16 protein-coding genes are annotated in these 14,787 nt (G+C 62.3%); 5 read left to right on the forward strand and 11 right to left on the reverse strand.

Annotated features, from left to right (window positions below):
- Positions 1–55: 55 nt before the first annotated feature.
- The 7 genes from MF134_RS01310 to MF134_RS01340 all read right to left on the reverse strand — a co-directional run bounded on the left by MF134_RS01310 (position 56) and on the right by MF134_RS01340 (position 6,580).
- Entirely contained in the window at positions 56–694 is a 639-nt protein-coding gene (locus MF134_RS01310; RefSeq protein ID WP_255337579.1) for an SGNH/GDSL hydrolase family protein, read from the reverse strand.
- Positions 695–707: 13 nt separating this feature from the next.
- Positions 708–2,135, reverse strand: a complete 1,428-nt coding sequence (locus tag MF134_RS01315; protein WP_255337580.1) for a pyruvate dehydrogenase complex dihydrolipoamide acetyltransferase — start codon at positions 2,133–2,135, stop codon at positions 708–710.
- A 20-nt stretch (positions 2,136–2,155) separates the two neighbouring features.
- The gene (locus MF134_RS01320) at positions 2,156–2,770 is read right to left on the reverse strand and encodes a Uma2 family endonuclease (RefSeq protein WP_255337581.1); all 615 of its coding nucleotides are present in this window, start codon (positions 2,768–2,770) and stop codon (positions 2,156–2,158) included.
- A 15-nt stretch (positions 2,771–2,785) separates the two neighbouring features.
- Entirely contained in the window at positions 2,786–3,244 is a 459-nt protein-coding gene (locus MF134_RS01325; RefSeq protein ID WP_255337582.1) for an SRPBCC family protein, read from the reverse strand.
- 43 nt (positions 3,245–3,287) lie between these two features.
- On the reverse strand, positions 3,288–4,763 hold the full coding sequence (locus tag MF134_RS01330) for a pyruvate dehydrogenase complex E1 component subunit beta (protein ID WP_255337583.1): 1,476 nt from the start codon (positions 4,761–4,763) through the stop codon (positions 3,288–3,290).
- Between the two features lie 176 nt (positions 4,764–4,939).
- On the reverse strand, positions 4,940–6,031 hold the full coding sequence (pdhA, locus tag MF134_RS01335) for a pyruvate dehydrogenase (acetyl-transferring) E1 component subunit alpha (protein WP_255337584.1): 1,092 nt from the start codon (positions 6,029–6,031) through the stop codon (positions 4,940–4,942).
- 240 nt (positions 6,032–6,271) lie between these two features.
- Complete coding sequence (locus MF134_RS01340) at positions 6,272–6,580, reverse strand: FtsB family cell division protein (protein WP_255337585.1); 309 nt, start codon at positions 6,578–6,580, stop codon at positions 6,272–6,274.
- A 201-nt stretch (positions 6,581–6,781) separates the two neighbouring features.
- Between MF134_RS01340 and MF134_RS01345 the strand changes: the two genes are divergently transcribed.
- From MF134_RS01345 to MF134_RS01355, 3 genes are all read left to right on the forward strand, one after another.
- Positions 6,782–7,771 carry a formate/nitrite transporter family protein gene (locus MF134_RS01345; RefSeq protein WP_255337586.1) on the forward strand — a complete coding sequence of 330 codons (990 nt, stop codon included), beginning with the start codon at positions 6,782–6,784 and terminating at the stop codon, positions 7,769–7,771.
- 113 nt (positions 7,772–7,884) lie between these two features.
- The gene (locus tag MF134_RS01350; protein WP_255337587.1) at positions 7,885–9,435 is read left to right on the forward strand and encodes a bifunctional GNAT family N-acetyltransferase/carbon-nitrogen hydrolase family protein; all 1,551 of its coding nucleotides are present in this window, start codon (positions 7,885–7,887) and stop codon (positions 9,433–9,435) included.
- Between the two features lie 59 nt (positions 9,436–9,494).
- A complete protein-coding gene (locus tag MF134_RS01355) occupies positions 9,495–10,022 on the forward strand; it encodes a methyltransferase domain-containing protein (RefSeq protein WP_255337588.1) in 528 nt (175 codons plus the stop codon).
- A 633-nt stretch (positions 10,023–10,655) separates the two neighbouring features.
- On the opposite strand, the gene MF134_RS01360 is transcribed toward MF134_RS01355, so the two are convergent.
- Both MF134_RS01360 and rirA read right to left on the reverse strand, forming a co-directional pair.
- On the reverse strand, positions 10,656–10,958 hold the full coding sequence (locus MF134_RS01360; protein WP_255337589.1) for a DUF1289 domain-containing protein: 303 nt from the start codon (positions 10,956–10,958) through the stop codon (positions 10,656–10,658).
- Positions 10,959–10,986: 28 nt separating this feature from the next.
- Positions 10,987–11,448: an iron-responsive transcriptional regulator RirA gene (gene rirA, locus MF134_RS01365; RefSeq protein ID WP_255337590.1), complete on the reverse strand. Its 462-nt coding sequence runs from the start codon at positions 11,446–11,448 to the stop codon at positions 10,987–10,989.
- 251 nt (positions 11,449–11,699) lie between these two features.
- Between rirA and MF134_RS01370 the strand changes: the two genes are divergently transcribed.
- Positions 11,700–12,767: a histone deacetylase family protein gene (locus MF134_RS01370; protein ID WP_255337591.1), complete on the forward strand. Its 1,068-nt coding sequence runs from the start codon at positions 11,700–11,702 to the stop codon at positions 12,765–12,767.
- A 61-nt stretch (positions 12,768–12,828) separates the two neighbouring features.
- Here the strand turns inward: MF134_RS01370 and MF134_RS01375 are convergent, their stop codons facing one another.
- A complete protein-coding gene (locus tag MF134_RS01375; protein ID WP_255337592.1) occupies positions 12,829–13,188 on the reverse strand; it encodes a hypothetical protein in 360 nt (119 codons plus the stop codon).
- Between the two features lie 111 nt (positions 13,189–13,299).
- Positions 13,300–14,391 (reverse strand): COX15/CtaA family protein, encoded by a 1,092-nt coding sequence (locus tag MF134_RS01380; protein WP_255337593.1) that lies wholly within the window; start codon positions 14,389–14,391, stop codon positions 13,300–13,302.
- Positions 14,392–14,573: 182 nt separating this feature from the next.
- On the opposite strand from MF134_RS01380, the gene MF134_RS01385 reads away from it, so the two are divergent.
- Positions 14,574–14,783, forward strand: coding sequence for a DUF2842 domain-containing protein (locus tag MF134_RS01385; protein ID WP_255337594.1), 210 nt, complete (start codon positions 14,574–14,576; stop codon positions 14,781–14,783).
- Positions 14,784–14,787 lie beyond the last annotated feature (4 nt).

The following is a 14,787-nucleotide window of genomic DNA, read 5'->3' on the forward strand; positions in this document are numbered from 1 at the left end:
CGTTTCTCCGGGGATCATCATGCCTGGGCGCTCGAACGGCGCCTCTGTCGTTGAATCAGTCGAGGAGCGCTCTGATCGGTTCCACCAGCGCCTCACCGAGGCGACGGGTATTCTCGGCATCGAGATGGATACCGTCGAGCGGCGAGGTCTCGCAGACTTCGCTCGCATCGAACATCGCGCATCCGTATTCCTCGGCAACCTTCGTAACGGCCGAACGGAAATGGATCGATTCCTCGACAGCATGGCCGAAGAGCAGCGCGAAATCCGGTTCGGTCGTCTCGCAGAAGTGCGGCGGCGCGACGAGCAGCAGCTTGGGCGGCTCATAGCCGCGCTGATAGGGAAAGGTCTGGACGATCTCGACCAGGCTTTCGAGCCCCTGTCGGCTCTCGAACACCCGCCCGCCGCCCGTATGGCGCTTGAGGTCGTTCGTGCCGAGCATGATGACAACCAGATCGAGCGGCTGATGGCTCGCCAGCACGGTCGGCAGGATCTTCACGCCGTTTCGCTCCGGCACGACCGTATGGTCGTCGAACGCCGTGGTTCGCCCGTTCAGTGCTTCGCTGATGACGCGGACGCCATGGCCCAGCGCCTTGGCGACGACATTCGGCCAGCGGTCGAAGAAATCGTGCCGGAGGCCGGTTTCGGGATTGTAGCCCCAGGTCAGAGAGTCGCCATAGGCGAGGATGGTCTTCATCGGGGTGCGTTCCTCACACCAGCATCGACATCGGGTTTTCGATCAACTGCTTGAAGGCAGCTAGGAGTTCGGCTCCCAGCGCACCGTCCACCGCGCGGTGATCGGTGGAAAGCGTTGCGGTCATGACGGTCGCGACCGTCACCGCGCCGTCCTTGACAACCGCGCGCTGCTCGCCGGCGCCGACCGCGAGGATGGTCGCGTGCGGCGGGTTGATGACGGCAGAGAAATGCTTGATTCCGAACATGCCGAGATTGGAAACCGCGGTCGTGCCGCCTTGGTACTCCTCCGGCTTCAGCTTGCGCGCCCGCGCCCGGCCAGCCAAATCCTTCATCTCGTTGGAGATCGCCGACAAGGTCTTCTCGTCTGCGCGTCGGATGATCGGGGTGATCAGCCCACCCTCGATCGCCACCGCGACGCCGACATCGGCGTTCTTGTGCTTCAGCATCGCGGCTTCGGTCCAGGACGCGTTCGCCATGGGCACCGCCTTCAGCGCCAGGGCCTGCGCCTTGATGATCATGTCGTTGACCGACAGCTTGTAGGCCGGCTTTCCGTCCTTGGAGACTGGGGCCGCGTCGTTCAGCTGCTTGCGGAGCGCGAGCAAGGCGTCGATCTCGCAATCCACCGTCAGATAGAAATGCGGCACCGTCTGCTTGGCTTCGACCAGCCGCTTGGCGATGGTCTTGCGCATGCCGTCGTGTGGGATCTTTTCGTAAGAGCCTTCGGGGAATAGCTTGAGGATCGACTCGTCGCTGGCGGCCTTCGCCATGGGAGCGGCAGCAGCGTCCGGCGCCTTTTTCTCTTCGGCCTTTTCGGGGGTGGCCGCCTTCGTGGCGCCGCCATCCTTCTTGGCCGCTTCGATATCGGCCTTCACGACCCGGCCATGGGGACCGGTTCCGGAAACCGCGCTGAGGTCGAGGCCCGCTTCCTTGGCGAGGCGTCGAGCGAGGGGCGACGCAAAAATACGCCCGCCCTTCTCGCTCTCGGGTGCCGGACCGGCTTTGGAGGCGGGCTCCGAGCCTTTCGCTTCACCACCCGAGGTGCGGCTCTGGCCCCGCATCTCGGCGTCCTTCGCTTCGTCTTGAGAGACAGTCTTGGCGTCGTCCGCCTTAGCGTCCGGCGTCATCGCGCCGCCTTTCTTGTCGCCTGCCGAGGCGCCGCCGCTGTCTCCACCGCTTGTCGCCGCTTCCGAGATGTCTTCGCCCTCGGCCGCCAGCACCGCGATCACCTCGTTGACCTTCACGCCTTCGGTGCCGGCCGGAACGAGGATCTTCGCGAGAGTCCCCTCGTCGACGGCCTCGACCTCCATGGTGGCCTTGTCGGTCTCGATCTCGGCGATGATGTCGCCTGCGGAGACTTCATCGCCTTCCTTGATCAGCCACTTGGCGAGGTTGCCCTCCTCCATGGTCGGAGACAAGGCGGGCATTGTCACGTTGATCGGCATTGGGCGTCTCCGAAAGCGTCTTACTGCGCGTTCTTGGTGTCGTTCGTTTCGGCCGGGTCGAGCGGCCAGAGAATGGTGAGAGGAAACGAGATCGCGTCGAAGGGCTCGGCCTTCACCTCGGTCTCGTTGTCGAAGGTCGGACCGACGAACCAGCGACCGTCCGTGAGGATGAAGGTTTCGAGGAACTCGGCGCGCGGGTCGAGAAACCACATATGCGAGACGCCGGCTTCGGCATAGATACGGCGCTTCGACCCGCGGTCGTAGCGTTCGGTCGAGGGCGAGAGGACTTCGCAGACCCAATTGGGTGCAATCTTCAAGAACGCGGTGTCCCCCGCTCCGCTTAGCCGCTCACGACGCCAGCCTGCCAGGTCGGGCACAACCACGTCCGGGCCGAGATGCAATTCGGGTTCATCCAGGATGATCCAACCGCCGGGCCCCGAGCGGGCACGTTGGAAGGCGTCACCCAATTCCATCCCCAGGCTTGATGCCGCTGCCGCATGCTTCGGCACGGGCCGGGGATACGTCACCAGCTCGCCGTCGACGATCTCGGCGACGAGATGCGGATTCACCGCCTCCAGATCGGCATAGGTGGCGGCTCTCCGCGATGGCGCAGAGAACGCTTCAGCCGTGGACATTGCCGCTCCCTTCCCTCATCGACCGTCTCCGTCGCCGGACGTCTCCAGATCTTCCGCAAACGCCGCCAGATTGCCGAGATGATGCTCCCATCCGTTCCGGTGGTCGAGAAGATAGGTGGCCCGATCCGGCTCGCCGACCTTCTCCCAGCCCTGATGCTCGATGACGACCCGGGTCCCCTCCTCGATCGGAGTCAGGCTCACGGAGACGATCGTATCGAATTCCCAGTCCTCGTCGGCCCAGACCATGACGAAGCCCTCGGGCGGATGGAACGCTGTCACTTCAGCGCGGGTGATGCGCTCGCGGCCCGACGGGTCGACCCAGGGTTCGACGAAGCGGCCACCGAGCTTCGCCTCGAATTCGATATTCTCGCGCCACCAGACCTTAAGACAATTCGGGTCGGTCAGGCAGCGCCAGACATGCTCGCGGGGCTTGCGAACGTCCTTGGTCAGAACGAGCACATTGGCCTCCGTCATGTCTGGCCTGCCCACCGCTTCCATTGCAGCGCCGCCCTTTCGATCAATCCCGGTACGTCACGGCTTTGACCGCGTCGATCACTTCCTTGACCGAAGGAAGCGCGAGCTTTTCCAGATTGGCGGCGTAAGGCATCGGCACGTCCTTGCCGGCTACCTTGAGGACCGGGGCGTCCAGGTAATCGAACGCACGGACCATGATCTCGGAGGCAATATGGCCGCCGACGGAGCACTGCGGAAAGCCTTCTTCGACCGTCACGCAGCGATTGGTCTTCTTGACCGAGCGGATCACCGTGTCGAGATCCATAGGCCGGATCGTCCGCAGATCGACCACCTCGGCCTCGATGCCTTCCTTGGCCAATTCCTCGGCCGCCTTGACCGCATAGGTCATGCCGATTCCGAAGGAGACGATTGTCACATCCGTACCGGGACGGTGGATGCGCGCCTTGCCGATCGGTACGGTCCAATCGTCGAGCTTCGGGATCTCGAAGGTCTGACCGTAGAGGATCTCGTTTTCGAGGAAGATGACCGGGTTCGGGTCTCGGATCGCGGATTTCAGAAGGCCCTTGTAGTCCGCCGCCGTATAGGGCTGCACCACCTTGAGACCGGGCACATGGCTGTACCATGCGGCGTAGTCCTGGCTGTGCTGGGCGGCGACGCGCGCGGCGGCGCCGTTCGGACCGCGGAACACGATCGGGCAACCCATCTGCCCACCAGCCATGTAGAGTGTCTTGGCGGCCGAGTTGATGATCTGGTCGATCGCCTGCATGGCGAAGTTGAAGGTCATGAACTCGACGATCGGTCGCAGACCGCCGAACGCCGCGCCGACGCCGAGACCGGCAAAGCCATGCTCGGTGATCGGCGTGTCGACCACGCGGCGGGGGCCGAACTCGTCGAGCAGACCCTGCGTGATCTTGTAGGCGCCCTGATATTCCGCCACTTCCTCGCCCATGACGAAGACCGCGTCGTCGCGACGCAACTCCTCGGCCATGGCGTCACGCAAGGCCTCGCGAACGGTGATCGACACCATCTCGGTACCTTCGGGAATCTCCTGAGCCAGCTCACCTTCGACATCCTTCGGCTCGGGATGGACCTTGCCCTCGCCCGGCACGCGGCGAGCCGACATGTCCGAGACAGCTTCATCGCGAGACGGCTTGGCGCTGCCACCGCCATCGCTGTCTGAACCCTTCCCGGACGATTTCTGGTCCGCGTCGTCGGCGGCCTTCGTCCCGCCGCCCCCAGAGCCGCTGCCCGCCTTTTCGAGATCGCCCTCGTCTTCGCCTTCGCCGAGCAGAAGCGCAATCGGCGTGTTGACCTTCACACCTTCGCTGCCGGCCTCGACCAGGATCTTGCCAAGCCTGCCCTCGTCGACCGCCTCGACTTCCATGGTCGCCTTGTCGGTCTCGATCTCGGCGATGATGTCACCGGCGGCAACGTCGTCGCCCACCTGCTTGACCCATTTGGCGAGCGTGCCCTCTTCCATGGTCGGAGACAGCGCCGGCATCAGGATTTCGGTCGGCATGAAGGTCTTTCCTCCTGAAGGCGGGTCGTTTCAGCGGACGGTCGCCGTCAACGCCATGAGTGCCCGCGTCTCTTGATCTGCCATTCTCGTCACTAAAGGCGCGCCGCAACCCGCCCACACTTGTTGATGCACCGCATCCGGCCGCAGACCAGCCAGAATACCGGCGCCTCGTGTCGTTACTCGGCCGTCTGCGGTATCTCGTCGGCGTAGACGTCAGTCCAGAGTTCCGACGGATCGGGCTCGGGATCGTTCTGCGCGAAATCGGCCGCATCCGCGACGATCTCCCGGACTTCCTTGTCGATCGCCTTGACGTCGTCTTCCGACATGCCGTGGTCGCCGAGGAGGCGCTTCTTCACCTGCTCGATCGGATCGGATTCGGAGCGCATCTTCTGAACTTCGTCGCGCGAGCGATATTTCGCGGGATCCGACATGGAATGCCCCCGATAGCGATAGGTCATCATTTCGAGAATGATCGGGCCCTCTCCGCTCCGGCAATGCTTGGCAGCCAGATCGCCGGCGGCCTTCACCGCCCGCACATCCATCCCGTCGACCTGGATGCCCGGAATCTTGAAGGACAGGCCGCGATGGGAGAAATCCGTCTCGGCCGAGGCGCGGCTGACCGAGGTGCCCATGGCGTAGCGATTGTTCTCGATGACGTAGACCACCGGAAGCTTCCACAGCGAGGCCATGTTGAAGCTCTCGTAGACCTGCCCCTGGTTCGCCGCGCCGTCACCGAAATAGGTGATCGACATGGCGTCGGTGCGATTATACTGGCTGGCAAAGGCGAGACCGGTGCCGATCGGCACCTGCGCGCCGACGATGCCGTGGCCGCCGAAGAACTTCTTCTCCTTGGAGAACATGTGCATCGAGCCGCCCTTGCCCTTGGAATAGCCCGAGCGGCGGCCGGTCAGCTCGGCCATGACGCCACGCGCTTCCATGCCCGTGGCGAGCATATGGCCATGGTCGCGGTAGCCGGTAATGACCTGATCGCCTTCCTTCATCGCCATCTGCATGCCGACCACCACGGCTTCCTGGCCGATGTAGAGGTGGCAGAAACCGCCGATGAAGCCCATGCCGTAAAGCTGGCCCGCCTTCTCCTCGAACCGGCGAATCAGGAGCATGTCGCGATAGGCGCGGATTTCGTCGTCCTTGCCGAATTTGGCCGGCGCAGGTGGATCGAAATGCTCGAGCGTCTTGACGATTTCCTTGGCCGATTCCTGTCCCGCCGTGGCGTTCGAGGACGACTTGCGCGAGGACTTGGCTGCCATGAGACCTCCCGATCTTGACCCGCCTCGATGCGGGCACAGCTAATGATTTGCGGAGACTATATGGGAGGCACGAGGCGCTTCAAGCACCGGTCAGCGCTTTAACCGAAAAGCAGTTGAAGACAGACCAAAGCCAATTTTAAACCGAATTCCGGTTGATTTGATCGGAGTTGTGTCCGTGTTCGTGCTCGAGCAGGCGAGCCGGCCCAATTCGGACGCCGCAGGTTGCGGCCGATCGCGCCTTCAGCGCAGAATGACGATCTCGTCCTCTCGCACCACATTGAGCGCGCGTCTCGCCTGCTCGTCGAGCATGTCGCGCTCCAGGCTCCCGTCCTTCAGCAATTCGACTCGCTGCTCCAGCTGCGCACGCCTGGCGACGAGGGCGTCGTATTCGGCATTGCGAACCGCGAGCTGCCGGGCCAGCCGATCCTTGGCCTCGCTCCCATACTGCCCGTCCTGGGCGTGCATCAGAAAATAGGACAGAACGGCCACGGCGACCGCGGGAACGAAGAGTTTGCCGAGGATCGATTTGCGTTTCTGTATCGTGCGCATGGGTGGCCTCCAGGCCCTGACCATTCCACGATGTTGGTTAAGGCAGCATGAAAGCCCGCCGCAGGGCGCGATGCTTCTGCACGACAGTTTGTTCGCGAAAATCTTCGAAACGATATTCTTTCAGACAGTTGGCTTTCTATCCTCTGTCTGGCCGGCGAAAGAGCGATGTGCGCTTCAACATGCCCGGTGGGAGGATTGGGCATGATGCAGGACGCGCAGGGTTTCCATGACAATGTCGGTCCCCGGGGTGCCTCGACGCCGACGGCCGAAAGCGATGCCCAGAAGGAGCAGCGCGACCCGGAAGAATCGCTTCATGACGCGCCGGCGGAAGGGTCTACGATCCGTGACTTTTTCTCCTTCGAAGAGATCTTCGCGCGGGTTCTGTCCGTCGCCGATCACGAGCTCGATGCATCGAATCGCTATCTGTTCTGGAGCGGTCTCGGCGCAGGCGGGGCCCTTGGCCTTACCTTTCTCGCCCGCGTTATCTTTTCCGAAAGCGCTGGTGAGACGACGCCGGGACTGCTCGGAAACCTCCTCTATCCGGTCGGCTTTCTGATCATCGTTCTCGGCCGTTACCAGCTCTTCACCGAGAACACCTTGACGCCGGTCGTTCTGGTGCTCACCAAGCTTGCCAGCGTCGCCAACCTTCTTCGCCTGTGGCTCGTCGTCTTCGTCGCCAACATGATCGGCGCCGTCGGCGTATCGGCCCTACTCGCCTTCTTTGACGTGCTCGATCCGCCGCGCGTCGAAAAGGCGCTCGAAATGGGGCGTCACGCCCATGAGACGGGTTGGTTCCAGATCTTCTCCAAGGCGATCTTCGCCGGTTGGATCGTGGCCGCCATGGTCTGGCTCATTCATTCCTGCAAGGACACGACTTCACGCGTCTTCGTCGTCTGGCTGTTGATGTATTTCATCGGGGTGGGCGGGTTCTTCCACGTCATCACCTCGTCGGTCGAAGTCTTTTTCCTCGCCTTCCGCGACAGCAGTGTCGATCTTCTGCCTCTGTTTCCAGACTTTGTCCTGCCGGTCGCTCTCGGCAATACGATCGGCGGTGTAACCTTCGTTGCGGTCCTGAACTATGCGCTCTTTGCCGAGCACAAGGACTCCAAGCTCTTCGAGCGCTATGGCGACCGCCTCAGCTGGAAGGAATGGCTCGTCGGCCTGGAGAGATCGCACCGACCGGGCAAATAGCTGGCGCTGCGATTATCCTTGCGTCGAGAAAAACCGAGCCTATCTCCCGGTCAAGGGGCAGATCCGGCCGGGTCTGTCCCGCTTCATTTCGACGACAAGGAAAAGCCCGCCCCATGGCCGAGAAGCGCTCGACCCCGAAAATCGAAGTCCGCAACGCCAAGACCAGCGACGTGCAGGAGATCATCGCCCTCTCTGCGAAGGTCTTCAAGGACGAGGCCCCCTATACGCGGGGCATGATCATGGGGCAGCTTTCGGCCTTCCCGGAGGGCCAGTTCGTCGTCGTCTACGAAGACGAGATCGTCGGTTATGCCGCGACGATGATCCTGCCGGAAGACAAGGTGATGCGCCAGCATAGCTGGGCGGAAGTGACTGGCGGCGGCTATGCGGCCATGCATGACCGCCGCGGCGACTGGCTTTACGGCATCGAGATCTGCGTCGATCCCGACCGCCGGCGCCTCAGGATCGGAAAGCGGCTCTACGACGCGCGCCGGCGCCTTTGTCAGGATCTCGACCTGAAAGGGATCGCCTTCGGCGGCCGCCTGCCCGGCTTCAAGCGCAATGCGCGCAAGTTCGGCTCCCCCGAGGCCTATATCGAGGCCGTTCAGAAGAACGAGGTCACCGACCCGGTCGCCACCTTCCACCTGAAATCAGGCTTTGAGCCGGCCTTCCTGCTCAAGAACTACTATCCGCTCGACACGGCCTCTGGCGGCCATGGCGTGATGATGATCTGGCGCAATCCGTATTTCGATCCGGTGCGAGAGAAACAGCCGGTCAATCGATCCAATCCCGACATGGTCCGTGTCGTCACCGTCCAGATGGAAGCCAAGCGCATCGCAAAGCCTGACGACTTCTATCATGGCGTCGAATATTTCGTGGAAGTCGCCTCGGAATATGACGCCGACTTCGTCGTCTTTCCGGAGCTCTTCACCCTGATGCTCCTCTCCTGCGAGCCCGAGGAACTCAAGCCCGACGCGGCGATCCGGCGGCTGACCGAACACACGCCGGAATTCGTCGAGCGCATGACCCAGATGGCGATCCGCCGCAACATCAACATCATCGGCGGCAGCCACGCCACAGAGACGGACGATGGCGACATTCAGAATGTCGGCTATGCCTTCCTCCGCGACGGCTCGGTCCATGCGCGCGAGAAGATCCATCCGACGCCGAACGAACGCACCTACTGGCAGATCAAGGGCGGCGACCCGATCGACGTGATCGAGACCGACTGCGGCCCGATCGGCATCATGATCTGCTACGATTCCGAATTTCCCGAGATCGGCCGCCGGCTGGCTGATCAGGGCGCGCGCATCCTGTTCGTGCCCTTCAACACCGATACGCGCCACGGCTATCTGCGCGTACGCTATTGCTGCCAGGCCCGCGCCATCGAGAATCAGTGCTATGTCGTGACCTCAGGCATGACCGGCAATCTCGGCAATGTCGACAATCTCGACATCGAATACGCCCAGTCCGGCATCTTCACCCCGTGCGACTTCCCCTTCGCCCGCGACGGCATCGCCGCAGAAACGTCGGAGAATGTCGAGATGGTCACGGTCGCCGACCTCAACCTGTCGACACTGGCCTGGGCGCGCTATGAAGGCTCCGTCCGCAACTTCCGGGATCGGCGACTGGATCTTTATCGCACGCGTTGGTCGGATGGGGGGTGATGCCAAGAAGGGATCGGCCAAACAACGCACCGACGGATGAGTCGCAGGAAGGTTGAATCGTGCACTACTCACAAGTCGCACAGAGATACATCCAACAGTACGCCTGCTTGCATGAAGAAAAGAAGGCCTACGGGACAAGTTCCGAGCAGCAGCTTGGATATATCCAGAGAACGGTCTGCGGCTTCAATGATATAGACACGATACTGGATTACGGCTGCGGCAGATCGCGGCTTGTGGACTGGCTGGCGAAGCTCCACGACGCCACTCCGTTCCGCTTCGACCCGGCAATTACAGAATTTGCTGCTCGTCCCAATCGTCGATTCGATCTGGTGCTCAATACGGATGTCCTCGAACATATTCCAGAAACCGACATCAGCGCCGTCTTGGCGGATATCTCACACTTCTCCCCGCGGGCGTTCGTCAACATTTCCATTGTCGAGGCAGTTCAAATCTTGCCAAACGGAGAAAATGCTCATTGCACCGTGCGCCCGAAGGAGTGGTGGAGCAAAGAACTACTAAAACACTATTCAAAGATCAGGGAAGTCAAGAGCTACCGCCCCACGACGGTCTCCGTTGTGACATGGTAATAGCCGGTGGTCGAGAGTTGGCCGAATTAAGTGATCTGGTGCGAAACAAGTCTGTAGCACTGATTGGAAATTCGGCGTCCTATCGTGAATTTCCCGAAAATTTAGAAAGACACGAAATCATTGTTCGGATAAACCGTGGCGCGGAACATATGATTCACGCCGGTTTTTCAGATCTGCGCACCGACATACTAGTATCGGGTATCCTCGATCCGACCTGCTGCAATCGTCGCAGAATGTTGCCTGGATGTCACCGAAGGGGCGAGACGAAATCCCGTCGGAAATCGCGAAGACTCTGTTTTTTTATCCAACCGACTCTTGGGAGCGTTTGAGAGCAGAAATTGGATCGCGACCCTCAACCGGCTGCATGGGAATCGATCTCTTCTCCAATCTAGTGGCCGACGGTGCGCTTTGGCTCTACGGGTTCGATTTCTGGCGCTCCCCCACCTCCTACACCGACCGAAACAGACCCGGACCGCACGATCCTGTAGCCGAACAGAGGTTCGCGCAATCTCGCATTCCAAGGCACCGGCTAGTGCTGCCGTAATTCAGTCTGCACTTGTTCGCTGGAGCCCATATCCAAGGTTCGGCGAACGCTCCGCCCAAACCTGATTCGCGACACTTCTGAAAAGACGCCTACGACGCCGCGCTCTTCTCGTCCGTCTCTTCCTCGACGATCGTCACCGGACAAGGCACGCCCTCGCGCTCGCATTTACGCTGATAGGTGTAGGCCCAGAACGCCGGATTGCGGCCGATCTCCTCGAGCCGCGCGATCAGTCCTTCGATGAAGGCGCGCTTCTGGTCAGGGCCGCCATTGTGGGGGAAGGATTCCTTCTCCGCCTTAGTCATCGAGCAGCCGATGCAGCGGCCCTTGCGCTTGTACTTGCAAACGTCGATGCAGGGCGAAGGAGCGCTCGCCCAGATTTCGTCTTCGGTCAAACCGTTCGCTCCAAGTGAAATGCTCGGCTTACGACAGCGAAGCCTGCTCTGCGGCAAGGGGAATGCCGAGGGTCCGGGACAGGAAAGGACGATTCTCGACGAGATCGGCGATCGAGAAGCGTCCGAGCGTCGACAGGAAGGCTTCGAGCGCCTGCCGCAGCGCCGAGTTCAGTTCGCAATTGACGACGAGGGGGCAATCCGTGTTGCCGCCGTCGAAACACTCCGCCATGGCGAAATTCTCTTCCATCAGCTCGACCACCTCACGGAGCGAAATCGCCTCCGCGGGCCGTCCGAGCCGGATACCGCCATTGCGGCCGCGCACCGTCTCCACGAAGCCCGCGCCGACGAGCGGCTGCAGGATCTTGAACATGAACGGTTCCGGCGCGGCGTAGGAGCGTGCCACGTCGCCGAGCCGGCTCAGCCGGCCGGGATTGGCGGCGAGATACATCAGGATTCGGATTGCATAGTTCGTCTGGCGCGTGAGGCGCATATCGGAAAAGACCCTCCCTTCGAGCGTGGCTCGGGCCGCGGCTTGTCGACTCCAATTAAGGGTTTTTTAGAGCGATTAAAAGGTGACCTGCGACATTCGGTTTGAAGAATCGGTCGAACGCGGCCCGGGCCATGGCCGGCAGCCGGTTTTTCGCGCGTTGCGGAGATCAGGTCACTGCGTACTGTCGAGATCGGTTGCGCTGGCTGGTATTCCTCAGCCAACGCGACATGACGATCTCGAGGACCAACGCCATGGACATCTTCTTTTCTAGCGAGCAGCTGGCGCATCGGCCGACCCAATATGGCGTCCATGGCCGGCTCGTGCGGCCCTTGGAAAATCCCGACCGGGCCGAGACCCTGATGGCAAGCCTGACAGAGCGCGGCCTTGTCGTGCGAAAGCCCGCTCCCTTTGAGCGCCGCGTCATCGAGCGCGTTCATCCAGTGCGTTATCTGGACTTTCTCGAGACCGCCTTCGAGCGATTTCAGGCGCTTCCCAATGCCGGTCCCGAGGCGCTTCCGAACGTCCATCCCTATTTCGCCGGCGCGCCTCGCCGCGGCATGGGCGATCTGCCAGGTGGCCGCCGGGAACCGCCACGCACGCAAGGGATCATCGGGCAGACCGGCTGGTATATCGGCGATCTGTCCTGCGCGATGACGGCGGGAACCGCAGAAGCGGTTTTCGCTTCAGCGGCGAGTGCGACCGCGGCGGCGCAAGCGGTTCGCGACGGCGCGCCTTCGGCCTATGCGCTCTGTCGCCCACCCGGGCATCACGCCTATGCGGACCGGGCATCCGGCTTCTGCTTTCTCAACAACGCCGCCATAGCGGCTGAAATCCTGCGGGAGCGCTACGGCAAGGTCGCGATTCTCGACTTCGACACCCATCACGGGGACGGCACCCAGACGATCTTCTATGGGCGCGATGACGTCTTTTTCGGCTCCACACACACCGATCCTTCCGCCTACTATCCGCACTATCTCGGCTATGCGGACGAGACCGGCATCGACTCTGGAGAAGGTTGCAATCGCAATTTCCCGCTCGACCCCAGCGTCGGGGATACAGAGTTCATCGACGCTGTCGAGAGACTGATCGACGAAGCTGGCCGATTCGGCGCCGAGGCCCTGGTGATCTCGGCGGGGTGGGACGCCCATCGGGACGATCCGCTGTCGAAGCTCGATGTCACGAGCGTGGCCTATCCGAGGCTTGGTAAGCTCTTCGGCCAGATGAAGCTTCCGACCGTCATCGTCCAGGAAGGCGGCTATTCGCTGGCCGCCGTTTCTGAGGCGGCCCCTGCCTTCCTTGAAGCCTTTATGCGGGCGTGACAGCGAGCCAGACGCCCTGCCCTACCGTCGCGTTCAAGCGCGATGGCGGGGCGAGTTCGCGTCAGTAGCGAAAGGAAATCACCGGGCAGCCCCGCTGACGGGCAAAACGCACGACGGCACGGTGCCCATGCTTGCGTCCGGCGACGACGACGGCACGGTGGTTGACGCGGCGAACATGCGCGCGGTGGAGGCCGAAACGATGACGAGCCTTGCGCACGGCATGGCGCGGCGAGCAACCGCGGCGCTCCCAGTGACCATGACGGCGGTGATGACGATGGCCGACGAGTTGGACGTCGACGCCGCCCGATCCGATCGAAACGGAGGCGTTGAGACCGCCTGCGGATGCGGCGGTCGGCGCGGCGACGCCGGCCGCACCGAGGGCAGCGACGACGCAGAGGGTCTTGGCGAGTTGCTTGAACATGATCGTTCTCCGTATGGCGTGGCCTGGTCTTCGGCGTGTTCCTCATTGCCGATGATCAGACGATGCCAGTGCGTGGGTGAACCACGCCGGAAGCGATCGTTCATGTCGTGTTCAGTCGCGTGCAGCCTGCGAAATTATCGGATACTCACCCTTCAGGGCGCGGGCATGGAACACCGCCAGCGCCAGCACCACGAGCCCACCCGCCTGATGCATCAGCGCCCAGCCGATCGGGACGGCCAGGAGAAGCGTGGTGATGCCGATTGCCGCCTGCACCGTAACGGCGGCGCATAGCAGCAAAGCCCCCTGCCGGAAACGCTCCGAAACGCCCTTTCGCCACAAAAGCACCGCGTGCAGGAGGACAGCGGCGAACAGCACGTAAGCGCCCGTACGGTGCACGAACTGCACGGTCATGACGTTTTCGAAGAAGTTCCGCCAGGCCGGTTCCATGACGAGAAGGCCGCCCGGCACGAGGGTTCCGTCCATGAGCGGCCAAGTGTTGAAGGTCAGGCCAGCGTTGAGCCCGGCGACCAGGCCGCCCAGATAGATCTGGACAAGCGCCAGAACCATGATCAGCTGGCCGGATCGGATGGTACTTCGTGCCGGTCGCTCCTGGGTCTTTCGCGGGGCGAGCCCACTCGCCACCCACAGGGTCGCGGCGAAGATGATGCAGGCGATCGTCAGGTGCGTCGCGAGCCTGTACTGGCTGACATCGGTGCGCTCCACGAGACCCGACGCGACCATCCACCAGCCGATTGCCCCCTGCACCCCGCCGAGCGCGAGGATGCCGACGAGCCGCGGCTTCAGGAACGGCTCCAGCCGTCCGGTCAGCCAGAAGAAGGCCAGCGGCAGCGCGAAGACGAAACCCACGCCGCGCGCGAGCAGCCGATGCGCCCACTCCCACCAGTAGATCGTCTTGAATTCGTCGAGGCTCATGCCGCGATTGATCTGCTGATATTGCGGGATCTGGCGATAAAGGTCGAATTCCTCCTGCCACTCGCCCGCCGAGAGAGGCGGGATCACGCCGTGGATCGGTTTCCACTCGGTGATCGAAAGACCCGACTCGGTCAGTCGCGTCGCGCCGCCCACGAGGACAAGCGCGAACAGCACGACCGCGACGGCATAGAGCCAGCCGCGGATGGCCAATCGGTCGCGCGCGCGCGCGGTTGCGGAGCGGGGCTCGAGGCTATAGGCAAGTGTGCTCATGGGGCACGGCTTTGCACCCAAATCCGCGCGCGATCAAGCGGATCGATCGCCGCACATGGGGTGGCGGAGCGCAGTCAGAAAGCACAGTGTTCCCGGGCACGCCTCGCATGAAACACTGATGCCGCCACCGAGACCCTTTCTTCGGGGCCGCCCGGTTGCCGCATCGAAGACGGAACATCGCCATGCCGGTCAGGCTGAAAAAACTCATCGGGACGTTCGTGCTGCTCGCCCTGGTCATCGTCTACGCGGTTTTCGCGACGGCCTTCGCTTCGCTCTATCTCGCCGAGTCGAGCGGCTGGATCCACCTTCTCTATTTTCTGACGACCGGCGTCCTCTGGGTGGTGCCGGCCATGTTCCTGATCAAGTGGATGGAAGCCGTCCCGCGCCGATAGGCGT

The organism is Jiella marina (assembly GCF_024359545.1).
GTDB lineage: Bacteria > Pseudomonadota > Alphaproteobacteria > Rhizobiales > Rhizobiaceae > Jiella.